The 26,016-nt window shown below is 68.7% G+C and carries 21 protein-coding genes; 9 read left to right on the forward strand and 12 right to left on the reverse strand.

What is annotated here, in order from left to right; genetic code table 11:
• Window positions 1-418 precede the first annotated feature (418 nt).
• The 3 genes from G531_RS0114085 (at window position 419) to G531_RS22730 (ending at window position 3,741) form a co-directional block, all read left to right on the forward strand.
• Window positions 419-1,747, forward strand: a complete 1,329-nt coding sequence (locus G531_RS0114085; protein ID WP_026927748.1) for a hypothetical protein — start codon at window positions 419-421, stop codon at window positions 1,745-1,747.
• Window positions 1,748-1,867: 120 nt separating this feature from the next.
• Complete coding sequence (locus G531_RS0114090) at window positions 1,868-2,263, forward strand: VOC family protein (protein ID WP_026927749.1); 396 nt, start codon at window positions 1,868-1,870, stop codon at window positions 2,261-2,263.
• Between the two features lie 113 nt (window positions 2,264-2,376).
• A complete protein-coding gene (locus G531_RS22730; RefSeq protein ID WP_051215514.1) occupies window positions 2,377-3,741 on the forward strand; it encodes a S49 family peptidase in 1,365 nt (454 codons plus the stop codon).
• 119 nt (window positions 3,742-3,860) lie between these two features.
• Here the strand turns inward: G531_RS22730 and G531_RS0114100 are convergent, their stop codons facing one another.
• A complete protein-coding gene (locus G531_RS0114100; RefSeq protein ID WP_026927750.1) occupies window positions 3,861-4,511 on the reverse strand; it encodes a cytidylate kinase-like family protein in 651 nt (216 codons plus the stop codon).
• 112 nt (window positions 4,512-4,623) lie between these two features.
• Entirely contained in the window at window positions 4,624-5,442 is an 819-nt protein-coding gene (gene yaaA / locus G531_RS22735) for a peroxide stress protein YaaA (RefSeq protein WP_051215515.1), read from the reverse strand.
• Between the two features lie 128 nt (window positions 5,443-5,570).
• Between yaaA and G531_RS0114110 the strand changes: the two genes are divergently transcribed.
• Window positions 5,571-5,909 carry an ArsR/SmtB family transcription factor gene (locus G531_RS0114110; protein ID WP_026927751.1) on the forward strand — a complete coding sequence of 113 codons (339 nt, stop codon included), beginning with the start codon at window positions 5,571-5,573 and terminating at the stop codon, window positions 5,907-5,909.
• Between the two features lie 3 nt (window positions 5,910-5,912).
• Window positions 5,913-6,410 carry an SRPBCC family protein gene (locus G531_RS0114115; RefSeq protein ID WP_026927752.1) on the forward strand — a complete coding sequence of 166 codons (498 nt, stop codon included), beginning with the start codon at window positions 5,913-5,915 and terminating at the stop codon, window positions 6,408-6,410.
• A gap of 51 nt (window positions 6,411-6,461) precedes the next feature.
• Here the strand turns inward: G531_RS0114115 and cysE are convergent, their stop codons facing one another.
• On the reverse strand, window positions 6,462-7,277 hold the full coding sequence (gene cysE / locus G531_RS0114120; RefSeq protein WP_035759048.1) for a serine O-acetyltransferase: 816 nt from the start codon (window positions 7,275-7,277) through the stop codon (window positions 6,462-6,464).
• Between the two features lie 248 nt (window positions 7,278-7,525).
• On the opposite strand from cysE, the gene G531_RS0114125 reads away from it, so the two are divergent.
• A complete protein-coding gene (locus G531_RS0114125; protein ID WP_035759050.1) occupies window positions 7,526-8,164 on the forward strand; it encodes a hypothetical protein in 639 nt (212 codons plus the stop codon).
• A 74-nt stretch (window positions 8,165-8,238) separates the two neighbouring features.
• Here the strand turns inward: G531_RS0114125 and G531_RS0114130 are convergent, their stop codons facing one another.
• Both G531_RS0114130 and mqo read right to left on the reverse strand, forming a co-directional pair.
• A complete protein-coding gene (locus tag G531_RS0114130) occupies window positions 8,239-10,455 on the reverse strand; it encodes an NADP-dependent isocitrate dehydrogenase (protein ID WP_026927755.1) in 2,217 nt (738 codons plus the stop codon).
• Between the two features lie 156 nt (window positions 10,456-10,611).
• Complete coding sequence (mqo, locus tag G531_RS22740; protein WP_245630467.1) at window positions 10,612-12,183, reverse strand: malate dehydrogenase (quinone); 1,572 nt, start codon at window positions 12,181-12,183, stop codon at window positions 10,612-10,614.
• A 310-nt stretch (window positions 12,184-12,493) separates the two neighbouring features.
• Here mqo and G531_RS26485 point away from each other — a divergent pair, with 310 nt between their 5' ends.
• A complete protein-coding gene (locus tag G531_RS26485) occupies window positions 12,494-13,744 on the forward strand; it encodes a hypothetical protein (RefSeq protein WP_051215516.1) in 1,251 nt (416 codons plus the stop codon).
• A gap of 1 nt (window position 13,745) precedes the next feature.
• Here G531_RS26485 and G531_RS0114145 read toward each other — a convergent pair whose 3' ends face one another.
• The 7 genes from G531_RS0114145 to G531_RS0114175 all read right to left on the reverse strand — a co-directional run bounded on the left by G531_RS0114145 (window position 13,746) and on the right by G531_RS0114175 (window position 23,008).
• Window positions 13,746-14,789, reverse strand: a complete 1,044-nt coding sequence (locus G531_RS0114145; RefSeq protein WP_051215517.1) for an LLM class flavin-dependent oxidoreductase — start codon at window positions 14,787-14,789, stop codon at window positions 13,746-13,748.
• Window positions 14,790-14,840: 51 nt separating this feature from the next.
• Window positions 14,841-15,731: an SDR family NAD(P)-dependent oxidoreductase gene (locus tag G531_RS0114150; protein WP_051215518.1), complete on the reverse strand. Its 891-nt coding sequence runs from the start codon at window positions 15,729-15,731 to the stop codon at window positions 14,841-14,843.
• A gap of 159 nt (window positions 15,732-15,890) precedes the next feature.
• Entirely contained in the window at window positions 15,891-17,096 is a 1,206-nt protein-coding gene (locus G531_RS22750; RefSeq protein ID WP_051215519.1) for a cytochrome P450, read from the reverse strand.
• Window positions 17,097-17,107: 11 nt separating this feature from the next.
• The gene (locus G531_RS0114160; protein ID WP_026927758.1) at window positions 17,108-18,535 is read right to left on the reverse strand and encodes an aldehyde dehydrogenase family protein; all 1,428 of its coding nucleotides are present in this window, start codon (window positions 18,533-18,535) and stop codon (window positions 17,108-17,110) included.
• A 34-nt stretch (window positions 18,536-18,569) separates the two neighbouring features.
• Window positions 18,570-19,685, reverse strand: a complete 1,116-nt coding sequence (locus G531_RS0114165; RefSeq protein WP_026927759.1) for an NAD(P)-dependent alcohol dehydrogenase — start codon at window positions 19,683-19,685, stop codon at window positions 18,570-18,572.
• 223 nt (window positions 19,686-19,908) lie between these two features.
• A complete protein-coding gene (locus G531_RS0114170) occupies window positions 19,909-21,582 on the reverse strand; it encodes a hypothetical protein (RefSeq protein ID WP_026927760.1) in 1,674 nt (557 codons plus the stop codon).
• Between the two features lie 238 nt (window positions 21,583-21,820).
• Complete coding sequence (locus tag G531_RS0114175) at window positions 21,821-23,008, reverse strand: ricin-type beta-trefoil lectin domain protein (RefSeq protein WP_051215520.1); 1,188 nt, start codon at window positions 23,006-23,008, stop codon at window positions 21,821-21,823.
• Between the two features lie 561 nt (window positions 23,009-23,569).
• Between G531_RS0114175 and G531_RS22755 the strand changes: the two genes are divergently transcribed.
• A complete protein-coding gene (locus tag G531_RS22755) occupies window positions 23,570-25,477 on the forward strand; it encodes a glycosyltransferase (protein WP_081684142.1) in 1,908 nt (635 codons plus the stop codon).
• A 26-nt stretch (window positions 25,478-25,503) separates the two neighbouring features.
• Window positions 25,504-26,016 carry an STAS domain-containing protein gene (locus G531_RS0114185; protein ID WP_060930000.1) on the forward strand — a complete coding sequence of 171 codons (513 nt, stop codon included), beginning with the start codon at window positions 25,504-25,506 and terminating at the stop codon, window positions 26,014-26,016.

Below are 26,016 nucleotides of genomic sequence, written 5' to 3' on the forward strand. Positions count from 1 at the left end.
GCGGGTCGGGTACCTCCCTGACAGCAGGTTCGGCCCGGATCCTTCCCGCGACGGCAAGTTCGGCCCGGATCCTTCCCACGACGGCAAGTTCGGCCCGGATCCTTCCCGCGACGGCAGGCTCGGCCCGGGCCCTTCCCGCGACGGCAAGTTCGGCCCGGATCCTTCCCACGACGGCAAGTTCGGCCCGGACCCTTCCCGCGAACGGCAAGCACGGCCCGGGCTCTTCCCGCGACAGCACACGTGACCCCGCGACAGCATCAGGGTCTGGCGGGCGTTGCACCAGGTGCGGCAAGCATTTCGGGGCGCGGGATGCGAGGAGGTAACGCGCGAATGCCCCGACCGGTTTTCGGCGGAGAGGGAGGTGGTCCCGTTGGCGGGTTCAGTGGCAGGACTACTGTGGCCCCGGAAAGGTGACCCCATGACTTCAGCAGTGACAGTCCACACCGCCGGCGAGCTGGCCGACGCCCTGGCCGCAGGAACCGCCGAGATCACCATCGACGGTGAGATCGCCGGTTCGCCGATGATCACACTCCCACCGGGCACCACGCTGCGCGGCGGTACCCTCCGATTCGGGGCCCGAGGAATCCGGCTCACCTCCGACAACACCCTGGCCGACATCCGGATCGAGGTACCGGTCCAGGAGACCGCCATCCTCAACGACACCACCGTGGCGGACCTGGGCACCCTCACGCTGCGCAACGTCACCACCCGGGGCCAGATCGCGCTGCTCGCCGAGGACCAGGTCCGGGCCGGGCACGTCCGCGCCGAGGGCGTACGCGTGGAAGCCGCCGACGTCCGTGGCCGCTACCACCGGCCCCACGGCTTCGGGGTCGATGCTCTGCAGGGCGGCTTCACCCTGTGGAACCGGCAGGCCGACCCCGCCGTGGTACTCACCGCAGAGCTCCTGGACATCGCCGCCGGCAGCGCCGACGAACCGGTCCGCGGCTCCGGTGTGTTCGTCGGCGGTCACGGTGACTGGGACGGGCTCGCCGACGGCGGGACCATCACCGTCACCGAACTGCGCACCGGCGAGATCCACACCGACGGCGGCATCCCGGAGGCCACACCCGACCTGATCTCCGGTGGCGTGTTCGTCATCACCGGAGCGAACGTGGACCTGGTGAGCTGTGCCGGCCCGGTCACCACCTACGGCCAGAACGACATGGTCCTCGACAACTGGGGCAGCGTCACGACCTGGACGGCCACCGCCGAGGTCACCTCGCACGGCCCCAGCGGGATCGGATTCGTCAACTTCGGCCGCATCGGCACCCTCGACGTGCAGGCCCCGATCGTCACCACCGGCAAGGGCGCCCGCGGCTTCAACCTGTACGACGGCAGCCTGGAGGAAGCCCGCTTCGCCGCCATCGCCACCACCGGCGACGGCTCGGTCGGCATCCAGGTGAGCAAACCGCTGCGCCGACTGACCGTCGCCGGCGACGTCACCACCAGTGGCGGCGAAGGGCTCAGCCTGGTCAAGGGCGTCCAGGTCACGCTCCAGGCGATCGCGCTCAGCATCAAGGCCGGCGGCGAGGTCGAATCGCTCGAGATCGGCGGTCGCCTCGCCACCAGCGGCAATCAGGTCGCCACCCTGGAAGTCGACGGTACCGTCGGGCACCTGGCGGTCGCCGGCGGCATCGAGGCCAGCGGTTCGGGCTCCGACGCGGTCTGGCTGCGCGGACAGGGCGTGGACCTCACCGGCCTCACCATCACCGCCGCCCAGGGAGAACAGGTCAAGCACCTGGCCTGATCCCGGCCGAGTCCGACCCCCGCGACGGTGGGGCGGCCGGAACCGCGACGTTCTCCACTATGCGACGGTTCAACCGGAGCCGTGCCCCATCGTCGCCGATGGCGCCCTAGGGTGGAACTCATGATCACCGCGATCCACACCCTGGTCTACTCCGACGACCCGACCGCGACCCGGGCCTTCTTCAAGGACGTGCTGCAATGGCCGTTCTCCCCCGAGGAGTCCGGGGATCCCGCCGACTGGCTGATCTTCGCGACCGGGCCGTCCGAGCTCGGCGTCCACCCGACCGGCGGAGAGCACGAGGGCCGGGCGTACGCCAGCCCCCGGCACCACCAGATCGCCCTCATGTGCGACGACCTCGACAAAACGGTGCGCGAACTGCGCGGCCGCGGCGCCACCTTCACCGGCAACACCTCCGACATGGGCTGGGGGATCGGCATCGAACTGCAGGTGCCCGGTGCCGACGACATGCTGCTCTACCAGCCCCGGCACGCCCCGGCGTACCACCTCGGGCAGTAGCCGCAGCGCTGCGGGACCTGACCGGGACCGGGCTGGATCGCCGTCGCCCATGTCACAGCCGGGCTTGTGGATAACTACCCCGGGAGGCCTCGCCGGCTGGGCATGACGGACCCGTGAGTGAAACACCAGAGCCCACCGAATCCGATCCCCACAATCCGACCACTCCCGAACGCCCCGAACGCCCCGAACGCCCCGAACGACCCGAACGACCCGACGGTCCGGACGCCGTGCCGCCCACCATCGACGAGCGAGACCCCGCGACCCCGCAGTCGTCCCACCCCGGCGCCCAGCCGGTCCCGGTAGCAGCCGAGTCCCGGACCGGCCAGGCCCCGCCGGGGCAGCGACCGATGCCGCCGGCCGCACCACCGGTACGCAAACAACCCGGCATCTTCGCCCGGGCCTTCGGCTGGGGTTCGGGCCTGAGCCTCGGCGTGGTCACCGTGTTCGCCGCGCTGTCGATCATCTCCTCGCTGATCGGGGCACTCGCGGTCGTCGCCACGCTGGCGGCCAACAGCGGTCAGCAGCAGGACGCCAACTACCGCACGATCTGGGGCAAGGCGGACGCACCACACACCCTGCGGGCGATCAACGTCAACGGCACCATCATGACCGACGCCTCCGGTGGATCCCTGCTGGCCTCCGGCGCGTACGGCTACGAGATCGCCGCCCTGATCGACCGGATCGAGGCGAACCAGGCTGACGGACTGGTCCTGCAACTGAACACCCCCGGCGGCTCCATCCCGGGCTCCCGGGCCATCGCCGACGCCGTCACCCGATACCAGGAACGCACCGGCAAGAAGGTCCTCGCCCATGTCCGCGGCATGTCTGCCTCCGGCGGGATGTACGCCATGGCGAGCTCCGATGAGATCCTGGCCGACCACGGCTCGCTGGTGGGGAGCATCGGCGTGATCTTCGGCCCGTTCAGCCGCTACACCAACGTCACCGCGACCGACGGCGGCCTGCTCGGCACCGGCGTGACCACCTCCGGGGGGATCACCCAGTACTACCTGTCCCAGGGCACCGCCAAGGATTTCGGTAATCCCTACCGCGACATGACCCCCGAGGAACGCCAGGTCTACGAGGCAGGCCTGGCCAACGAATACACCGGCTTCGTCGATTTCGTCGCCACCCACCGGAAGATCCCGGCCGACACCATCCGGAACGAACTGGGCGCCTACATGTTCGACAACGCCCGGGCGCAGCAGCACGGCCTGATCGACGGCACCGCCAATATCGACCAGGCCTACCGGCGGGCCGCCGAACTGAACGGCCTCGACCCGGCCCAGGTCAAGGTGCAGCAGCCGGCCGCCCCGAGCACGGTGAACCAGCTGCTGGGGGCGGAGAACCGGATCCCGGGTTCCGCCCCGGCGGCCGGCGTCGACGGTCAGGGCCGCCCGGTGGTCACCGCGCAGTTGTGCGTCGGTGCTCCCGGCGTACTCGCCTATCACGGGGACCCCAGCCCCTTGTGCGGGCGCTGATCGCCGGCCAACCCCGGTACCGGTGACCAAGCTTCACCGGTGAACAGCGAGCGGGCCGGGTGTCTCGGACACCCGGCCCGTTCGGGGCTCGGCGCGGACCGCAGGCCGTCGGTGATCGCTCACCCGGCCGCGGCGGTGGCTCCGTTCTTGATCCGCAGCGCGGCGACGATGATCTCGACCGCGGAGTCGATATCCACCTGAGCGGTGTTGATGACCAGGTCGTAGTAGTTGATTTTGCGCGGATCCCACCCGTAGAGCTTCATCGACATCTCCGCGCGGATCTCATCCTCACGCTTTTGTCGCTTGGCGGCCTGTTTCGTGCTGATCCCCGTGTGCTTCGCGGCCTGCTCGAGGCGAAACTCGACCGGGGCATCGACGCGGACATGCAGGGCCCCCGGTGTGTCGTGCAGGATCAACGCGCCGTTGCGGCCGACGATCACCCCGCCCGCCTGGGCCCACTCCAGCACGGTCTGGGTGTTCTGCATCACCACGTCGTACTGGTCGCGCTGCAGTTCCCGAATCCCGCCGCCGGGTTCGGAGACGTTGAGCCCGGAGAAACCGCGACCGGCCATAGCGGCGTACACCTTGGTGAGCTGGTCTTCGGAATTCCGCTCCTTCGGGTTCTCCTCCAGTTGCTCGGAGGAGAAGGCCTGTTCGTGGAAGGGGAATCCGATCCGTTCGGCGACCCGTCTGCCGATCGCCTCCGCTCCGGCCCCGTACGACTCGAACAGGGTGACTACCGGAACGTTTCCTACTGGCTGCTCGGACATGACGGCCCTCCTTGACTCGCTCTGTCCTGCTTTTTCCCATCGTAACCACCCGACCGCCGCGGCGCGGAGGGTTCTGGGGGATCCTCAGGAGAGGTGCATCACCCGGGCCGGGTCAGTCGTCGGCCGAAGGGGCGGCCAGGGCAGGCCGATCGGCGTACGCGCGGACGAAGACCGGCCGCTCGCGGGTGGAACTGGCCGGGTCGTAGCGATAGCCGGCGCCGTCGAAGCCGGTCAGTTCACCGACCCGACGCACCCGGTTCAGCACCAGCCAGGCCGCCATTTCGCCGCGCGCCCGCTTGGCGAAGAAGGAGATCACCGACCGGACGCCGGACTCGCTGGTGTCCTCGAACCGCGGCGCAATGATCGGTACGCCGATCACCCGGGGCCGCACCGACCGGAAGTATTCGTCGGAGGCCAGATTGACCAGCACCTCCGCGCCGGGGGACGCCGCCAGGTCCTCGGCCAGCAATGCACTGATCCGATCGCCCCACCAGGTGTAGAGGTCCTTGCCCCGGGGGGTCGCCAACCGCGTACCCATCTCCAGGCGGTAGGGCTGCATCAGGTCGAGCGGTCGCAGCACGCCGTACAGTCCCGACAGGATCCGGACGGTCTTCTGCGCCTCGGTCCAGTCGCGCTCCCCGAAGCGCTCGGCCGGAGCCATACCCAAGTACACGTCACCGTGGAACGCCAGGGCGGCGGGCCGGGCGTTCCGGGTGGTGAACGGGGTGTGGAAGTCGGCGTAGCGCTGCACGTTCAGCGCCGCCAGGTCCTCGGAGATGTGCATCAGCGACGCTACCTCGGCGACCGACTTCTCGCGCATGACCTCGATCAGGTCCGCCGACTCGGCCAGCAACCGGGGCTCGGAATGCTTGCGCGTGGGCAGCCGGGACTCATAGTCCAGCGACTTGGCGGGGGACAGCACGGTGAGCACGCCCTCAACCTACCCGATCCGTCGAGTTCGGCTGCAGCGAATCGGCGCGAGTTTAACCAGATGGTTGACTTCGACAGCGGTGAGGCGCAGAATTGAGTTAAACCAAAGGGTTGAACTGAAAGGGTGTAATGCCAGCTGATGACCTGTCCCGGATGTTCGCCGCCCTGGCGGATCCGACTCGGCGCGACATGGTCGCCCGGCTCAGTCAGCACGACGCCACCGTCGGCGAGTTGGCTGCCCCGTACGACATGAGCCTCCAGGCGGTCTCCAAGCACCTCAAGGTGCTGGCCGCCGCGGGGTTGGTGCATCGGGTCTCGCAACGCCAGCCGGTACGCCTGGACGCCGACGCGTTGGGGCACATGAATGTCTGGTTGGAGCGCTACCGCACACAGGCGGAGCAGCGCTACCGACGCCTGGACGCGCTGTTGGCCGAACTGCCCGATCAGTCACCCGCCACCGAGGAGTGAGTCATGTCCACCAATCCCACCCGCACCGAAGCGACCATCGAGACCGACCCGAACGTCCCGCTGTTCCGAATCACCCGGGAGTTCGACGCCACCGCCGCCCAGGTCATCCGGGCCCACACCGATCCGGAACTGTTCGCCCGCTGGTGCGGACCCGACGACCTGACCACCCGGGTCGACCACTGGGACGCCCGCACCGGCGGCTCCTGGGCGTTCACCAACGTCCGGACGAACAACCCGGCGGAGGAGTACTCCTTCCACGGGTCCTTCCACGAGGTGAGCGAGAACCGGATCGTGCAGACCTTCACCTTCGACCAACTGCCCGATCAGGTCTCGTTGGAAACCCTCACCGTCACCGACCTCGGGAACGGGCGCTGCCGGCTGGCGTCACAGTCCCTGGTCGACTCCTTCGAGGCCCGCGACGCCTGGATCGCCAGCGGAATGGAGACCGGGATCCAGGAGGGCTATCGCAAGCTGGACGCGGTGCTCGCCAACGCCCAGTGACCTGCCGACGGGGCCGGCCTGCCGGTCGCCGCACCAGCGCCGGCGCGGACGTCAGCCCGCCTGCGGGTCGGCCTCCCCGGGGCTGTCGATGGTCTGGTCCATCGTCAGCGCCGGGAAGGCGTACGCCGGGACACTGACCGGCTTGGCCGGGACACCGGCGACGGTGGTGTGCGGCGGCACGTCGTGCAGGACCACCGACCCGGCGCCGATCTTGGCGCCCTCGCCGACCCGGATATTGCCCAGCACCTTCGCCCCCGCCCCGATCAGGACGCCGCGCCCGATCTTGGGATGGCGATCCCCGCCCTCGCGGCCGGTGCCGCCCAGGGTCACCTCGTGCAGCATCGAGAAGTCGTCCTCGACCACCGCCGTCTCGCCGATGACCACCGAGGTCGCATGGTCGAACATGATGCCCTTGCCGATGCGGGCGCCGGGGTGAATATCGACCGCGAATGCCTCGGAAATGCGGCTCTGCAGGAACAATGCGAGCGTTTGCCGATCATTGATCCAATATTCATGGGCCACCCGGTACGACTGGATGGCATGGAATCCCTTGAAGAACAGCAGGGGACTGGTGTAGCCGCGGCTGGCCGGATCTCGGGTCACCACCGCTTGCAGGTCCGCCAGAATTGCCTGCCGGATGGTTTCATTCCCGGCGAAGGCGTGAGCGATCAGGTCTCGCAGGGTCAGCGCCGAGACCGTCGGGGACTCCAGCTTGGTGGCCAGGATGAAGCTGAGCGAATCCTCCAGCCGGTGATGCGCCAGGATGTTGGTGAACAGGAAGCTGGCCAGGGCCGGTTCGGCTCGGGCGTCGCGTACGGCTTCGGCGCGGATCTGCTGCCAGATCTGATCGTTGGGGACCGGTTCCACGGCACCTCCTATTGATTCCGGCGATGGGGGCCGAAGGCCATCTTATGACCGTTCGTCGCCGGTGCCACCTCTGCCCGTCCCGTGACGGCGCGTCCGCCCCGCCCCGCCGGTGGATCCGCCGGGCTCGATCCGCGTCCTCCATAAAGGTGACTGGGGATAAACCGGGAATTACGGAACCGTTATAAGGGCTACTTCCTCCCATTGCCGTTCGGTGATCACCGGGCACAATCCAGCGAAAGGTCTACGTCATGCGACGTTCATTCTCGGTCCTTGTCGGTGTCGTGGGTGCGGCGGCGCTGCTGTTGGCCGGCTGCTCCGCGGCAGCTTCCGAGCCGGCGGCGCCCGCCTCCCCCGGGTCGCGGGTGGGCAGCTCGGCGCCGAGCGCACAGCCCAACGAGGGGTCGGCGCTCAGACGACTCGGGGCCGACGACCTGTCCAGCAACCTGACCGGCGGAACCCGGGTCAACCTGAACAGCGGAACTGCCGACTTCGTCTCCCCGACCGGCAACATCCGCTGCCGGATCAACAGTTCGGGCGCACTGTGCGAGTTCCCCGAGGGGATGGACCGCGCCGGGGTCCCGAGCGCCGACCACTGCGGTGGTCAGGTGGCCGTCAATGCCGTGCAGATCGCCGACGGGGCCGACCCGTACGTGTGCTCCGGTGGCGTACTCACCGATCCCAGCGAGAACGGCTACGGTTCCTGGAACCAGCAGATCGGCTTCCCGTGGAAGGACAAGGACGGTCAACGCTGGGCGACCCTGCCCTACGGCAACATGATCGTCGCCGGTGACTATGCCTGCCTGTCCCAGGAGGACGGGATGTACTGCATCAACTCCGCCAAGGGGGTCGGCTTCAAGGTGGCCAAGGAGGGCCTGGTCCGCGTCTGAGCCGCCCGAACACCCCGTGAAACGCGCAGCGGCTGCCCGGAACCCGGGCAGCCGCTGCGTTGGATCGGGCCGAATCAGCCCAGCTTGGCGATGATGTCGTTGAACGTCTTCGACGGACGCATCACCGCATCGACCTTCTTCGGATCCGGGCGGTAGTAGCCACCCAGGTCGGCCGGGGAACCCTGCACCTTGAGCAGATCGCCGGCGATCTGCTCCTCCTTCGCGGCCAACTCCTGCGCGATCGGGGCGAAGATCTTGGCCAGGTCGGCATCCTGGCTCTGCGCGGCCAGTTCCTGGGCCCAGTACAGCGCCAGGTAGAAGTGGCTGCCCCGGTTGTCGAGCTGGCCGACCTTGCGCTGGGGCGACTTCTCGTTGTCCAGCAGCGTCTCGGTTGCCCGCTCCAGCGCCCGGGCCAGGACCAGCGCCTTCGGGTTGTCCTTGCCGGCCGCCTGCTCCAGGCTCTCCGGGAGCGCCAGGAACTCACCCAGGGAGTCCCACCGCAGGTGGTTCTCGGCCACCAACTGCTGCACGTGCTTGGGCGCCGAACCGCCGGCACCGGTCTCGTACAGGCCGCCGCCGTTCATCAGCGGGACCACCGACAACATCTTCGCCGAGGTACCCAGCTCGATGATCGGGAACAGGTCGGTGAGGTAGTCCCGCAGCACGTTCCCGGTCACCGAGATGGTGTCCTCGCCCTTGCGCAGCCGATCCAGGGTGAACCGGGTGGCGTCATCGGGGGAGAGGATCTCGATCTGCAGCCCCTCGGTGTCGTGGTCGGCCAGGTACGCCTTGACCAGCACGATCAGGTTCTCGTCATGGGCGCGCGTGGGATCCAGCCAGAACACCGCCGGGGTGCCGGTGGCGCGGGCACGGGTGACCGCGAGCTTGACCCAGTCCCGGACCGGGGCGTCCTTGGTCTGGCAGGCGCGCCAGATGTCGCCCGGGCCGGCCGGGTGCTCCAGCAGCACCTCGCCGGCGCTGTCGATCACCTGGACATGACCCTGCTCCGGAATCTGGAAGGTCTTGTTGTGGGAGCCGTACTCCTCGGCCTGCTGGGCCATCAGACCCACGTTGGCGACCGAACCGATGGTGGTCGGGTCGTACGCGCCGTTGGCCCGGCAGTCGTCGATGACGACCTGGTAGAGGCCGGAGTAGCTGGAGTCCGGCAGCACCGCGAGGGTGTCGTCCTCCTTGCCGTCGGGACCCCACATGTGCCCGGCGTTGCGGATCAGCGCGGCCATCGACGCGTCGACGATGATGTCGGAGGGGACGTGCAGGTTGGTGATGCCCTTGTCGGAGTTCACCATCGCCATCCGAGGCCCCTCGGCCAGGCCCTTCTCGATCGCGGCACGGGCGCCCTCGGCGACCTTCGGGTCGAGGTCGGTGAGGCCGTTGATGATCGAGGCCAGCCCGTTGTCGGCCGACAGGCCTGCTGCGGCCAGTTCCTTGCCGTACTTCTCGAACAGCTCCGGGAAGAATTGGGTCACCACGCGGCCGAAGATGATCGGGTCGGAGACCTTCATCATGGTGGCCTTCAGGTGCACCGAGAACAGCACGTCCTCGGCCTTCGCCCGAGCAATCTGGGCGTTGATGAACTCGTCCAGGGCAGCGACCGACAGGCAGGTCGCGTCGATGACCTCACCCGCGATGACCGGCAGGGACTCCTTGAGGACCGTGGTGCTGCCGGATTCGGTGACCAGCTGGATCTTCAGGGTGTCATCGGCCGGAATGATGACCGACTTCTCGTTGTGGCGGAAGTCCCCGGCGGCCATGGTGGCCACATTGGTCTTCGAATCCGCCGACCAGGGGGCCATCGAGTGCGGGTGCTTGCGGGCGTAGTTCTTCACCGCCAGCGGAGCCCGACGATCGGAGTTGCCCTCGCGCAGGACCGGGTTGACCGCCGACCCCTTGATCTTGTTGTAGCGCGCGAGGATGGCCTTCTCCTCGTCGGTCTGCGGGTTCTCCGGGAAGTCCGGCACCTGGTAGCCCAGCGCCTGGAGCTCGGTGATCGCCGCGATCAACTGCGGCACCGAGGCCGAGATGTTCGGCAGCTTGATGATGTTGGCCTCGGGCTGCTTCACCAGTTTGCCCAGTTCGGCCAGGGCATCCGGAGTCTGCTGCTCGGTGGTCAGATAGTCGCTGAACGCGGCGATGATGCGCCCGGCCAACGAGATGTCGCGTGTGTCAACCTCAACCCCGGCCGTGGCCGCGTACGCCTGGATGATGGGCAACAGTGAGTGGGTTGCCAGCATCGGCGCTTCGTCGGTGTGGGTATAGATGATTTTGGGCATCAGGTCTCCCCTGGGGCTCTCCCCATGTCTTCTCTTGTTATCGCCGCCACACTATCGGATCTGCCTTGTGATACGAGATTTCGGCGGCCGGAACGAGGGGCGCCCCGTACGCCTGGGGCGTACGGGGCGCGTGTCAACGGGTCGGTGCACCCATCGTCAGTTGGCCTGCGTGGCGGGAACGGCGGTCGTGTCGCCGACTCCGGCCGGCCGGACCGGTTCATTGAGCTTGAGAATCTTCGAGGTGCGCGCCATCGACTGGTACGCCGCCTCCGGGTTCTGGGCCAGGTCGGTGCCGAAGGAGGGGATGACGGTCTTGATCCGCTCCTTCCAGTCCTCGAACTTGTCGGGGAAGCACCGCTCGAACAGGTCGAACATGATCGGCACGGCGGTGGAGGCACCCGGGGAGGCACCGAGGACGCCGGCGATCGTGCCGTCGGCCGACGAGATGATCTCGGTGCCGAACTCCAGGGTGCCGCCCTGTTCCTTGCTCGGCTTGATGATCTGGGCGCGCTGACCGGCTTCGATCATCCGGAAGTCGCGCAGATCGGCCCGTGGCGCGAACTCCTTCAGCGTGCGGTTCTTCTTGCCCGGGGTCATGAAGATCATCGACAGCAAGAAGGCGACCAGGTCCAGATTGTCCCGGGCCACCGACAGCATCGGGACGATGTTGTGCGGGCGCAGGATCGAGAACAGGTCGGTGACCGAGCCCCACTTGAGGAACTTCGGGTTCGTCGAGGCGTACGGACCGAACAGCACCGAGCGGGCACCGTTGATGCGGCGGGCGTCCAGGTGCGGGTTCGACATCGGCGGCGCGCCCACCGGGGGCTTGCCGTAGATCTTGACGTTGTGGTCGGCCACGAACTGCGGATCGGTGGTGGACAGGAAGGCCCCGCCGACCGGGAACAGGCCGTACCCGTCGACCTCCTTCAGCCCGGCATTCTGCAGCAGCTTCAGCGCATAACCACCGGCCCCGACGAAGATGAACTTGGCCTTGACCACCCGCTCGTCAACCAGCCGTTCCTTCTTCGGCATTCGGTTCTTCAGGGTGATTTCCCAGGTGCCGTCGAGGTTCTGCTTGAGGTTGGTCACCTCCTGGGAGGTCTGCACCTTCACCCCGTGGTACTCCAGATAGTGGAAGAACTGCCGGGTGATCGAACCGAAGTTCACATCGGTTCCGGTCGGGTCGTAGGTCGCGGCGACCGACTCGTTCTTGTCGCGCCCGCGCATCAGCATCGGCGCCCACTTCTCGAGCTGCTCCGGATCCTCGGAGAACTCCATGTTGGCAAACAGCGGGTTGTCCCTCAGCGACTCCCAGCGCTTGCGCAGGAACTCCACGTCCCAGGGATTGTTCACGAACGACATGTGCGGGGTCGGGGTGATGAAGGTCTCCGGGTCACCCAGGATGCCGCGCTCGACGAAGCTGGACCACATCTCCCGGCTGATCTGGAACTGCTCGTTCACCCGCAGCGCCTTCTCGCTGGTGACCGTGCCGTCCTCGTGCTCGGTGGAGTAGTTGAGCTCGCACAGCCCCGAGTGACCGGTGCCGGCATTGTTCCAGGGGTTCGAGGACTCCTTGGCCACCTTGGGCAGCCGTTCGAAGCCGACGATCGACCACTCCGGCTCCAGCAGGTGGAGCATCAGACCGAACGTGGCGCTCAGGACCCCACCACCGATCAGCGCGACGTCGTACTCCTCCTTGACGGTCTGCACTCGCTTCTTGTTCGCCACGGAACCACTCCTTGTCTCAAGCAAGTTCTGCCTCAACCATGTCCTCGCCATGACTGATGCGTACCAAGGGTGGCACACAGCACCCCCGACCCGGTCATCGCGAGAGGCCCGAACTCGTTCTGCTCCATTGCGGGCCCTCCAAAGTTACACCGCGGTATGGGCGCTGCCGAGTCGACGACAACTATGCGGACCGCGGCCCGAACCAGCAGCAGGGAAGCTTCCACCCCCGACGCGGTGGAGGCGACCGCCTCGGCTGCCTAGGGTCGGAGGTACCCCCACGGAGATGTGCCCCCACCCCCAGGAGTCAGCCATGCCAAGCCGTCGGACCCGACGGATCCTCGTCGGTGTCACTGCCGCCGTCGTCGTCTCTGCCCCCCTCATCGCGCTCCCCGCGCTGGCCGGCGATGTTCCGGTCACCGGCCGGGGCGCGGCCGGCCCCGGAACGTACGCCGGGGTCCGGCTCACCCAGGAACAGGTGACCAACGCCCGGATCATCATGGAGGTCGGGCGCAAGCACAAGATCCCCGAGTACGGCCTGCAGATCGCGTTGGCCACCGCGATGCAGGAATCCACCCTGAAGAACCTGAAGTACGGCGATCGGGACTCCCAGGGGCTGTTCCAGCAGCGGCCCTCGATGGGCTGGGGCACGATCGCCCAGATCACCACCCCCGAGCTGGCCGCCGAGGCGTTCTACGGGGTGGCCAAGCACACCTCGAATCCCGGACTGACCGACATCAAGGGCTGGGAGTCGATGTCGGTGACCCGGGCTGCCCAGGCGGTGCAACGCTCCGCGTACCCCGATGCGTACGCCAAGTGGGCGAACATGGCTCTGGAACTCGTCCGGGCCGACCGGGAGCCGAGCCCCAAGCCGACCACGGCGAAGCCGACCACGGCGGAGCCGACGGCGAAGCCGACCGCGGCGAAGCCGACGGCGAATCCGTCCACGGCGAAGCCGACCGCGAACCCGTCCACGGTGAAGCCGACCGCGACCGGGACTGCCCGGCCGAGCGCGACGGTGACCGTCAAGCCGAGCACGACCACAACCGCCGGGCCGAGCGCGACCGGGACTGCCCGGCCGAGCGCGACCGCGAAGCCGAGCGGCACGGCTCAGCCGAGCACCAGCGCCCAGCCCCGGGTGAGCGTTACCCCGACGGGGCAACCGAAGCTGACCGCGAATCCCCCCACGGTCACGATCCGGCCGTCGGCCACCGCATCCGCAGCCCCGACGCAGAGCACGCCCGCCACTGATCCGGTGCCTCCGACCGATCCGACTCCCTCGGCCCGGACGAGTACCCCGAGCCCGGAGTCCACCGTGCCCGACCCGCCGGTCACCGGATCTGCCCCAGTGCCGACCGAGGATCCCGCGTCGGGTCCGGTTGACCCGGCCTCCGGCGGTGACCCGGCGGCGGAGGAATACCCGACCGAACCGGTCGGCTACGATCCGGCCGCCGACAGCAAGGGCCTGGCCGATACCGGTTCGCCGGCGTCCCTGGCGATGGTCCTGCTCAGCCTGTCGAGTCTGGCCGGCGGCGGTGTGCTGATCCGCCGCCGCGCGCGCTGACCTAGTCGGCCAGGCAGAACTGCTTGCCCAGTGACCGCAGCGTGTCCTCCCGGGCCACGCTGCGGTCCTTCGGTTCCCGGGCGTACGCCCCGGCGACCGGCTGCACCATGACCTCGTTCACCTCGTAGGTGGCGGCCAACTCCCGGATCTGGTCGGCGACCTGGGCCGCGGGGCCGACCAACCAACTCTGGCCGAACTGCCGGAACTGCTCCTCGGGCACCGGCGGCGGGGTGTCGATCGCCTCCTCGACGGTGAGGACCGGCTGCCGCAGGGATCCCATCCGGATTCCGGCGATCATGTGCAGCTGCGGCCGGGCCAGCCGCCACGCCTCGTTGAGATCCTCGTTCACCACCACGTTCACCGTCAGGAAGGTCTCCGGCTTCCCCGGCCCGGTCCAGCCCGAGCGGTACAGCGCCAGCGCCTCCTCCATCCCCGGCGTCCCGAAATGATGCGCGAACACATACGGCAGCCCCAACTGGGCCGCCAGTCGGGCGGAGTAGTCCGAGGACCCCAGCAGCCACACCGGCGGCGCCTCGACCGCACAGGGCGTAGCGCGCAGTTCGAAGTCGCGCCCGCCGATCTGTACGCCGACCCCGTCGGGCGCCAGCATCGCGATCACCTGCTGCACGTACTCGGGGAAGCGGCGGACCGGATCGTCGTCCGGGCCGGTGGAGCGCAGGGCCCACGCGGTCAGCGGGTCGGTCCCCGGGGCACGCCCGATGCCGAGGTCGATCCGGCCGGGGTAGGCCGCGGTCAGCGCCGCGAACTGTTCGGCGACCGCCAGCGGCGCATGGTTCGGCAGCATCACCCCGCCCGAGCCCAGCCGGATCCGGTGGCTGGCCGCCGCCAGGATGCCGATCAGGACCGGAGGAGAGGTCGAGACCACCGCGGGGGTGTTGTGATGCTCGGCCACCCAGTAGCGATGGAATCCTGCACCGTCGGCGGCCTTCACCAGCGCTCGCGCCGCGTCGATCGACTGGGCCGAGGTCTGGCCGGTGCGTGCCGGGAGCAGGTCGAGAACTGAAAGTTTCAAGGAATCGGCCATGGCCCCAAGACTACGGGCACCGGCGAAGGAGCGCAGGGCATGTTCAGGGGTTCACTCCGCCCGCTCGAGCAGGTGCAGACTGTCCTGCCACAGCTGATCGACCAGCTCGCTGCGGCGGGCATCGGGCCGCAGCGGACTCGGGCTGCGCCGGTCCCACAGTTGCGCGGTCGGCCAGGGTTCCTCGGTGGCGGCCAGCCAGGTCATCGTGTCGGCTCCCTGCTCGGCCGAACGCAGCACCCGGCCGCGCAGCAGCGGCGCGAGCGCCCCCTGATAGCCGAGCCGGACCACCCCGATACCGCCGCCGAACCCGGTGGTCGCCGCCCCCGGATCAATGGCGGCGCTGCGCAGCGCCGGCCAGTGCCGGGCCACCCCGGCCACGAACAGTTGATTGAGCAGCTTGCTGTTCGCGTACGCCGACCACCCCGAGAAGTGCTTCAGCCCCTGCCAGTCGGAGGGATCCACCCGAGCCCGGTGCGCGGCGCCGCTGGAGGTCACCAGCACCGCGGCCGAGTCGACCAGGTTCGGTCGCAGCAGGGTCGCCAGCAGGAACGGACCCAGATGATTCACCTGGAAGGTGCGTTCGAACCCATCGATGGTGGACGCCGGCCGCCCACCGAGCCCGAACGGTCCGCCGGCAAAGATGGCGCCGGCGTTCAGGACCAGCACGTCGATCGCGGGGTACCGCTCGATGAGTTCGTCGGCCAGGCGGCGTACGTCAGCCAGGCGGGCGAAGTCGGCCAGGAACCAGTCCGAACCGATCGACTCCGCGACCCGGCGGGTTCGCTCGGGATCGCGACCGATCACCACCGGATTGTGGCCGACCGAACGCAGCCGCCGGGCCATGGCCTCCCCGAGGCCGCTGCTGGCGCCGGTGATCAGGACGATCCGGCCGGGCTGTCCGCGCAGCGGGCCGGGGATGGGCGCGAGGTCCACCGGGCTCACCTGTCCTCCTGGTGTGTCGTCGAGCTGGTGTGTGTCGAGCGAGTGTGGTCTCGAGTGTTGCCGTGCCCGGGAGCGTCCGGGCGCGGCAACGGCATCATCCCATCCGTACGCCGGGGGGAGTGCGCACGGGTGGGACGATGCCGTTGGGATCCGGGACGATCAGGACTGCGGGGGAGTGAACCTCACCTGCAGACTGACCGGACCGCGGTTGGAGGCGGCGTTGTGGCGCAGTTCCACCGGCGCGGCCACCTCGTAGTCGGGCATCCACTTCAGGACTTCCTCGGCCACGATCTTCATCTCCAGGCGGGCCAGGTGCTCACCGACACAGCGGTGGATGCCGTGCCCGAAGGCGAGGTGACCCGAGGTGTCCCGATCGATGTCGAACTTTTCCGGATCGGGGAACCGGGCCGGATCGTGATTGGCCGCACCGAACATCAGCGCCACCGACTCGCCCTGCTTCATCGGGCAGCCGTTGACCGCGGTGTCCTCGGTCAGCGTCCGGCCCATGAACTGGATCGGTGCCTCGTAGCGCAGGATCTCCTCCACCGCATCGGGAATCCGGTCGGGATTCTCGACCAGGGTCTGCTTCAGCCCAGGGGCGGTCCCGATCACGTGCAGCAAGGACGCAATGCCGTTGATGGTGGTCTCGTGACCGGCCACGATCAGCACGAAGACCGCACCGGCGGCAGCCCCCACCGTGATCTTTTCCCCGTTGACCTCCCCGTTGGCCACCGCGGAGAACAACGTCTCGTCCGGGCTCTCCCGGTAGTGGTTGATCTTCGCGATGATGTAGCCCAACAGCGACTGCACCGAACTGTTCTTCAGCTCCGGGTTGTCGGTGGCCGCTCCTTCGACCATGCCGTGGCTCCACGCGACGAAGTCGTCGGCGTCGGCGGCATCCAGCCCCAGGATGTGCGCGATCACCTCCGGCGGAATGGTGGCAGCCAGCTCCTTGAGGTCGGCCGAACCGGTGCCGGCATGGTCGCGCAACCAGCTCCGGGTCAGGTCGGTGATCAGGTCGACATAGCCCGCCATCTTGCCCGGACGCAGAGGGCCCTGCAGGAGCTTGCGGTACAGGCCGGCCTCGGGCGGATCGGCCTCCAACGGCACCGCCGGGAACCGCGGATCGGTCATCCGCGGAATGGTGGCGCCCTGGGCGGAGGAGAAGCGCCCCGGATCGGCGGCGGCCGCCTTCACCTGGTCATAGCCGAGCAGGCCCCAGAAGCCGCCGAGGTCGTTCGAGCGCACCACCCCGCCGGCTTCGCGGAGTTCCTGGTACTGCGGCCAGGGACAGGCCGAGGAGTTGAGGTCGTCGTAGTTGAGGTTCACCGTGGCGGCGTCGATCTTGTCGGTCACGTCGGTCATGGTGAGGCCTTTCACAGGGCGGTGTAGTCGAGGCGCAGATCGCTGGCGTGGCTGTACCCCCAGGAGCCGAGTTCCGCGCCGAGGCCGGAGGACTTCACCCCGACGAACGGCTGGCGCGGGAACTGGTTGTCGCCGTGGCAGTTGACCCAGACCATGCCGGAGTAGACCTGCGCGGCGACCTCCTCGGCGCGCTGGACGTCGGCACCCCAGACCGATCCGCCCAGACCGAACTCGGTCCCGTTGGCCTGCTCGAGGGCGTCGTTCAGATCCGAGTACGCGATCAGCGGCATCACCGGGCCGAACTGCTCCTCATCGACCACGCGCATGCCCGGGCGGCAGCCCTTGAGCACGGTGGGCTCCATGAAGTAGCCCGGGCCCTCGAGGCGCTTGCCACCGGTGACGACGGTCGCGCCCTTGGCCACGGCGTCCTCGATCAGCGCGGTGACCTTGTCGTACTGGGCCTTGTTCTGCAGCGGGCCCATGGTGACGCCCTCGGTGAAGCCGTCGCCGATCTGCTGGGCCTGCGCCTGGGCGGTCATCACCTCGGCGACCGCGTCGACCAGGGCGTCGGGGACGTAGATCCGCTTGGCACAGATGCACAGCTGACCGGTGTTGTTGAAGGCCGCCTGGAACAGCCGCGGGCCCATCGCCGCGGCATCGAAGTCGTCGAGCAGGATCGCGGCGTCGTTGCCACCCAGTTCCAGGGTGACCCGCTTCATGTCGGCGGCGCCGGCGGCGTAGATCTTCTTGCCGGTGGCGATCGAGCCGGTCATGGTGATCTTGCGGATCTCCGGGCGGGCGGTGAGCTTGGGCCCGAGCGCATCGGTGCCGGTGAGGACCTGCAGGACGCCGGCCGGGAGGACGTCGCGCAGGATCTCCCCGAGGGCGAGGGTGGACAGCGGGGTGAACGGCGACGGCTTCAGGATGATCGGATTGCCTGCGGCGATGGCGGGGGCTGCCTTGGCGCTGGCCAGCATCAGCGGGATGTTCCACGCGGTGATCCCGAGGGTCGGGCCGATCGCCTGGTTGCCGACGCGGACGCGGACCTCGGCGTTGTCCTCCACCGTGGTGCCGCTGGGCTCGAAGTCGGCGAAGTACTGGAACATCACGGCCGACCCCATCACCTCGCCGTAGGCGGCCTGGTAGGGCTTGCCCTGCTCGGTGACGATGATCCGGGCGACCTCGTCGGCCCGGGCGGTCAGGGCGGCGGCGGCATCGCGCAGCCCGGCGCGACGCTGGGCGGGATCGCGCAGCCAGTCGCTGGTCGAGGCCGCGACGGCGGCGGCCATTGCCTCGTCGATCTGGGCGTCGGTGCACTCGGGGGCCCGCCCGGCTACTTCCTCGGTGGCCGGGTTGAGCACGTCGAAGAAGTCGGCATTCTGGGCGGCCTTGCCGGCGATGGTCTGGGTGGCGCCGAGGTTGATAGCGGTTTCAGTCATTGAAACTTCTGCTTTCGATTGGAGGAGGTGATGGTCAGGACCGCGGGAAGCGGATGACCGGTTTGATGGCGGTGCCGGCGTGGGAGTCGGCGAAGGCCTGGTTGATGTCGGCCAGCTCGTAGAAGGTGATCAGCCGATCGAAGGGGAACTTGCCCTGGCGGTGCAGATCCACCAGCAGCGGCACCATCTCGGCGGGGACGCTGTCGCCCTCGACCACCCCGTACACGTAGGAGCCCAGCGGGATGGCGGCAACGTCCATGCCCTCGCCGTTCTGGTTGTAGAACCCGAGCAGGCCGAGCCGGCCGCCGCGGCGCAGGGTGGAGACGGCGGTCTTCGAGATCGTCGCGAGGCCGGTGGTGTCGACGGCGATGTCGACCCCGGAGTTGGCCTTGGTCAGTTCGGTGATCTGCTCGCCGAGGTCGGGCGCGGCACCGTTGATCGTGTGGGTCGCGCCCAGTTCGCGGGCCAGAGCCAGTCGGTCCTCGTTCAGGTCCACCGCGATGATGGTGCTGCAGCCCAGGGCCTTGGCCATCATCAGAGCGCCGAAGCCGACGCCACCGATGCCGTAGACCACGCAGATATCGCCCTCATCGGGCTTGAGGACGTTGCGGACGGTGCCGGCGCCGGTCATCAGGCCGCAGCCGAGGGGGCCGACGATGTCCAGGTCGACGTCGTCGTCGAGCTTGACCACGTTGGACCGGTGCGCCAGCGACATGGTGGCGAACGAGGACTGGGCGAAGAAGTGCCCGCTGATCGGGGTGTCGCCGTCGAAGAGGGTCGGCGTACCGTCGCCGGGTCGGACCCCGAAGAAGTTGTACGGATAGAACTCGTCGCAGTACGCCGGGTGGCCCTGGCTGCACTCGCGGCACTTCCCGCACGAGCCGAAGGACAACGCGACCTTGTCGCCGGGCCGGACGTGGGTGATGTTGGCGCCGACGGCCTCCACCACGCCGGCGCCCTCGTGCCCGAGGACGGCGGGGAAGGGCGGCGGAAACGCGTCCACCTGGAGGACGGTCGCGTCGGTGTGGCAGACGCCGACGGCGTGGATGCGGACCAACACATCGTCGGGCCCGGGGTCGTCCAGACGAAGTTCCTTGACCTCGAGTGGGGTGTTCTTGGCAACTGCGACAGCTGCGGATACTACCGGCATACAGGCTCCCTTGCCTTCCGGAATACTGGGTATTGCTTCAACATACCGGCACCAGTGGAGTGCAGACAAGGGGTCGGCCAGGAGTCTGGAGCACCCGGCGCCCGTGCGGGGCCATCACAATTGTGGGGCGGATCGCGAAATATCGATAGTTGCCCACGGGTGGGACGGAATGATCGGGTCTGCTCGCACGGTTCGTTCCGACCGCGGGATCAGTCGAGCAGGGTCAGTTGCACTTCTGCGTGGACCCGACCGGGCCGCCGAATTCCTTGCCGTCGAACACGTACTTCTTGACCATCTCGTAGTACGGCTTGTTCCGGGCCTGGTCGTACGGATTGTCATGGGCGCACCGCGCCACGTAGTAGCCGACCGCGTCGGCGAAGGTCTCGGTGCTGTCCCGGGCGCCGTACGCGCTGATCGGTCCGACCTCGCGGAACAACTGCTGGTTGCGCTGCCAGTACTCCGGGTTCTGGAACCGGTCGGAGTTGAAGGAGTGCGCCATCTCGTGGATGATCAGCCGCACCAGGCGGCCCCGGTCGGTGCCCTCGGCGTACCCTTCGCGAAACTTGACGAAGTCCAGGCTGAGTGTGTTCGGCTTGGTCAGGCCGTAGTCGCCCCAGGCCCACGAGGCGATCGGGTCGCTGCTCACGGTGAGCCTGCCCCCGTTTCCGGTCCGGACCCGGTCCAGGTACCCGGTGCAGTCGACGGCGTCCAGGGTGTCGCCGAACAACTTGACGACCTCCCGGTTGCGGGAGTCGGTCCAGCCGCTGCCGGTCAGTTCCATGTCCCACTTCTGGGAGATCTGCCGGACGTACTCGCTCTGGGACGTCTTGGAGCGGTCCCAGGTCAGGTCGGCCGGGCAGGCCGGGGCGGGGATTCCGGTGACCGGCGCGATCGGCGCGAGTTCCTGGGCCTGGCTCGGGGGCGGTGCCGGCTGGCTCGTTGACTCCGCCGGTGCCGGTGCCGTGGTTTCGGGCTCGCTGGGCTGCGGGGTCGCCGTGGTGATGGGGGCCGGCTGGTACGGGGCACCCCCGCCGGGCGCGGCGGCGGTGTCCGCGGGCGAGGCGGACAGTTGGGGAATCAGCAGCGCCGCCAGGACGCCGGCCACCACGAATCCGCTGACCCCCGCCACGGTGGTCCGGCGGCGGCCGGCGGTTCGGCCCAGCCCGGCCGCGGCCCGAGCGGGCAGGGCGGCTCGATGCTTTCCGCGCGGGGCCTCGGATGCCTCGGCGTGCCGGGGACCCGGCGAGTCGGCGGTCGGTTCGGCGCCGGTCGGTTCGGCGAGGAAAGCCTCCGGGGTGGGGTCGGGCTCGCGGACCACGTGGCGCGCGCTCTCGGTGATCCGCGGGGGGCGTGCCCACTGCGGCGCCGGGGCGGTCGGCTCGGGAGTGTTCTCCCAGAAGTCCGTACGCGCCCAGAAGTCGTCCACCGGGAGGTCGGCGTTCGGCCGGTCGGCAATCGTGGGGCCGGTCGGCCGGGCGGGCAGCGGCGCGGGAGACGGGGCCGCCCAGGGCGACTCGGCCGCCGGGCTCGCCGGCGCGGTGTCCTCGGGCGGGTCCGGGTCGGCCCGGGAGGTGTCGAACGCCGGTTCATCGGCCCAGCCGAGCGAGCGACGGGCGCCGGGTTCGGCGTACTCCGCGTCGGGATCGGCGTACTCCGCGTCGGGATCGGGAGGTGCCGGGTCCGTGGTGGGGGACAGGGGCTGGGCCGCAGCGTGCTGGGCGACCTCCACCGGCTCGGTCCAGCGGTGTCCGGCCGCGATCTCCGGCGCGGGCGCCTGCCGGGCGGCATGGTCCTCGCGCCGGGTCAACCAGGTGGTGTACGAGGGGATCGCATCGGGTGCGGAGTCGGTCGCCCGGGTCCGGGGGCCTTCCTGCCCGCGCTGACCCGATGCCGACATTGTGTACCCCTTCGGTTGACTGGCAGAACATTGTGGGTCTGCCGAAATCCAGAGGTCAGCCTAGGTCGCGGTTGCAGCTACCTCCAACTCGCCGTTTCGTCTCCGCCGGCTCGTGTGACAGCGTGTCGCGCGTGGATGTCCTACCCCGCAAGGCGTTATGAGCAGGCCTCTCAGAATTGCGACACAGAGTTGCTGTTTCGGACAGGATTGTTCCGGCGCGCTGCCGCGCCGGATGCCCTCAGGGCGTGGCGGACCAGCGCTGGTTCGTGGTGCCTGCGCAGTCCCACAGTTGCAACTGGGCGCCGTTGCGATTGGACCAATCGGCGACGTCGAGGCACTGTCCGGAGTCGAGATTGACCAGGGCATGCGTCGCGCCGTCGTACCCGAAGCGCTGGGCCGAGGCGCCGGTGCAGTCGGTCATCCCGAGCGGGCTGCCCCGGCGGGCGGTCCCGTCCAGCGGCGCCAGGCACAGCCCCAGGGCGCGCAGGGTCCGGTCCTCGGCCAGTGTCCAGCGCTGACTGTCCACCTCCAGGCAGTCCCAGATGTGCGCCCGCGCCCCGACGGTGGCAGACCCGCCCTGGACGTCGAGGCAGCGGCCGGTGTAGCCCAGCAGGTGGCTGGTTTCCCCGACGGTGACCGCGGCGCTGCGCGAGGCGGCTCCCGGCTGGTCGTACACGCGTACGTAGTCCACCAGCATGCGCGCCGGGAGCGCCTTTTCGTCGGGCGGGCCGGGCCAGTCGCCGCCCACGGCCAGATTGAGCAGCAGGAAGTAGGGCTTGTCGAAGACCCACTGCTGGTCGGTGGTCAGGTCGCCGCGGCGCAGGACGCCGTACGGCTCGTCGTCGACCGACCAGATCAACTGGTCGGCAGTCCAGTCCACGGCGTAGGTGTGGAAGCCCTCGGCCAGGGGTCGGTCGCCGTGGTGGTCGAAGTTGATCGAGGCGGTTCGGGAGAAACCGGGGCCGTGCGCGCTGCCCCGGGCCATCCGCGGCTGGTCGCCGACATGTTCCATCACGTCGATCTCGCCGCTGGCCGGCCACGGATGCACCACGATGTCGTCGCCCAGCATCCACATCGCCGGCCACAGTCCGGCGCCGTGGGGGACCTGGATCCGGGCCTCCACCCGTCCGTACTGCTGGCCGAAGGTGCCGGCGGTCTTCAGTCGGGCGGAGGTGAATCGACAGGGGTCGTGGTAGCAGGCCAGCCCGGCGGCGTCGGCCCGGGCCTCGATCACCAGATTCCCGGCACCGTCGAGCGCGGCGTTGGTGCCGCCGGCGGTGTAGTACTGCAACTCGTTGTTGCCCCAGCCGTTGCCGCCCACATCGTTGACCCATTTGGTCGGGTCCGGGGGTGTCCCGGCCGGTCCGTCGAACTCATCGCTCCACGCCAGCGCCCCGACACCCGGTCGGTCGATCTTTTTCGGCACTGTGACATTCCACACAATCCCCGCAACTATTAGTACAATAATGAGGGTGCCTAATATGACGAGAAGGTTACGTGTTCGACTCATGGATCCATCCGTACCGGTGGGGTGGGGTCTGTCCGAGCCAGTATGGGCCCCAGTGATGATCCGGATTCTATGACCGTTCCGCGCTCGCGGACGATTCGCCGGCATCGGGCCATCCGGCGCTGTCGGCGCAGAGATGTGAGAGCTTCTCATAACCCCCAGTGCGAGCCTGGATGTCCTATTTTTATGGGACGAGAATCGTCGGGAGAATTGGCAAATCTCTCATTTCCACAGTTTGTGCTCAAAAAATGTTCCCACTAATATTTTGATCATAAAGCCTGCATTGCTGCGGGACGACTGAGTGCGAGATGCAGGTTGCTCGTGGCGCGGGGGCAGGCTTGAACGCTGACTGCACCTGTGTTGCGGGCCCCCTGTGCCGGGATCGGAAAGCTGAGGGGGAGCGATGAATACACGCCACGTGGCCGCAGGGTCGGGAGAGCGCCGGTGCCGGTTCGGGTACCTGCCGAACGGGGGGCGGCGATGAGTGCGCGCCGCCTGTTCCTGGTCCGCGTGATTGCCCTGGCGGTGGTCGCCTTCGGGTTGACCTACATCGCCTGGCGCTGGAGCAACACCATTGCCTGGGCCGCCTGGTGGATTGCCGTCCCGCTGGCCCTGGCCGAGACGTACAGCCTGTCGGAGTCGATTCTCTACAGCCTGACCATGTGGAACTCCAAGCGCCGTCCCGCGCCGCCGCCGGCCCGCCCGGGGCGGACGGTGGATGTGTTCATCACCACCTACAACGAACCCCTCGAACTGGTTATGAAGACCGCGCTGGCGGCTCGGGAGATGACCTACCCGCACAAGACCTGGATCCTCGATGACGGGAACCGGCAGGAGTTCCGCCGGGCCGCCGCCGCAGCCGGGGTGGGGTACATCGTTCGCGGCCAGGAGTGGGAAGGGCGTCCGCGGTTCGCCAAGGCCGGGAACGTGAACAACGCGCTCTCGCGGACCGACGGTGACTTCATCGCGATCCTGGACGCCGACCAGATGCCCGAGCCGCAGTTCCTCGACCGGGTCCTGGGCTACTTCGACGACGCGGATGTGGCGCTGGTCCAGACCCCGCAGAAGTTCTGGAACGTCGCCAAGGGGGATCCCCTCGGCAGCGAGGCGGAACTGTTCTACGGTCCGATTCAGCAGGGCAAGGACGGCTGGGACGCGGCGTTCTTCTGCGGCTCCAATGCCGTGCTGCGCCGGGAGGCGCTGATGTCGCTGGGGCTCAGCCGCTATACCCGCGCCGCGATCGGGCGTACTCGGCAGGCGTTGCGGCATGCCCGCGGCCGGCTGGAGAACCTGATGAGCGAGTCCGGGATGCGTGAGCCGGCCCGGGTTCCGTTGCTGGAGGATGCCCTGGCCGCGATCGATCGGGCCGAGGCGCAACTGCGCCAGCAGGTGGTGCTGACCGAAGTCACCTATGCCCTGCGCGAGGACTTCCGGGCGATCACCTACCGCGACCCCGCCCTGGTGCAGGACCTGATTCCCGAACTCGACGAGATCCTCGAGGAGGTCGACGTCGCGCGGACCGATCAGGCCATCGCGATCCACCCGCTGGACACCACCACGATCACCGAGGACATGGCCACCGCGATGCACCTGCACGCGATGGGCTGGACCACCGTCTACCACCACGAGGTCCTGGTGCACGGCCTGGCTCCCGAGGACGTGCAGACCATGCTGTCGCAGCGGCAGCGCTGGGCCGCGGGGTCGATGCAGGTGTTCTTCAAGGACAACCCGATGTTCGTCTCCGGTCTGGGGCTGGGCCAGCGCCTGATGTACCTCGGCACGATGACCAGCTACCTGAACGGGTTTGCCGCCATCGTCTACATCGCGGCGCCGATCATTTTCCTGCTGCTCGGCGTCTTCCCGCTCCGGGCGCAACCCACCACCTTCTTCCTGCTGTTCATTCCCTTCTTCTTCAGTTGCCAGTTGCTGTTCCAGGTCTCGGCCAATGGCTCCGGCGGGCTGTGGCGGGGTCAGCAGATGTCGTTCGCGCTGTTCCCGACCTGGATCCTGGCGACGCTGTCCGGCGCGGCGGCGACCTTCCTGGGCAAGCACCTGAAGTTCTCGGTGACCTCGAAGGACGGCGGTGCCGCCACCACCGGCTACCGCTACGTCCGGATCCAGCTGTTCGTGATGGGGCTGCTGGTGGTCGCCGCGGCGATCGGCATCGTCCGGGCAGCGACCGGGCTGGCGCCGCTGTGGCCGACCCTGATCACCCTGGCCTGGGTGGCGGTGGATCTGGCCCTGCTCGGGGTGGTGATCGGCGCTGCCCGTGCCGCCGGCTCCAGCAGTCCCGAGGAGCCGCAGCTCTATGCCCCCGGGGAACTCGCGTACGTGCTGGATCGTGCCGAGTCCTCGACCGACCAGCCCGCCCGCGTCACCCTCGCGTAATCCGCCCGAACCGACCAGGAGTCCTCATGTCTGTGCACACCCCACGCGCCGCGTCGCCCCTGCCCACCCGGCTGGCCCATTCCGCCGCCCCGGCCCATCCCGCCCGGGCCCACAGCGTCCCCGCCGGCCCCGCTGCGGACGAGGCGCCGACCGTGGTGCTCCCGGCCGGTCCGCGGATCATCGACCTGGTCGCCGCGCCGACCCTGGACGCCAGCAGTGCCCTGCACCTGCGGGAGGCGCTCGTGGACCATCTCAGCGATGGACCCTGCCTCGTTCTGGTCGACGTCGGTCACGTCCGTCACGTCCTGCCGTCCGGGCTGGTCGGGACCCTGGAACTGCTCCGCCTGACCCGTCGCACCGGCGGCGACTTCCGGCTCTACGGCACCTCCGAGGCCGTCCGGCAGGCGAGCGTCTCCACCGACCTGGGCATGATCGCCCGCTGCTATGCCACCCGGGAGCAGGCGGAGCTCGGCCGCGCCGAGCGGATGATCCAGCCGGCCCCGCGGCGCCGGTTGGCCACGCTGTTCGGCAGGCGGTGA

Source organism: Granulicoccus phenolivorans DSM 17626 = NBRC 107789 = JCM 15570 (assembly GCF_000423085.1).
In the GTDB taxonomy this organism is placed as follows: Bacteria; Actinomycetota; Actinomycetes; order Propionibacteriales; family Propionibacteriaceae; genus Granulicoccus; species Granulicoccus phenolivorans.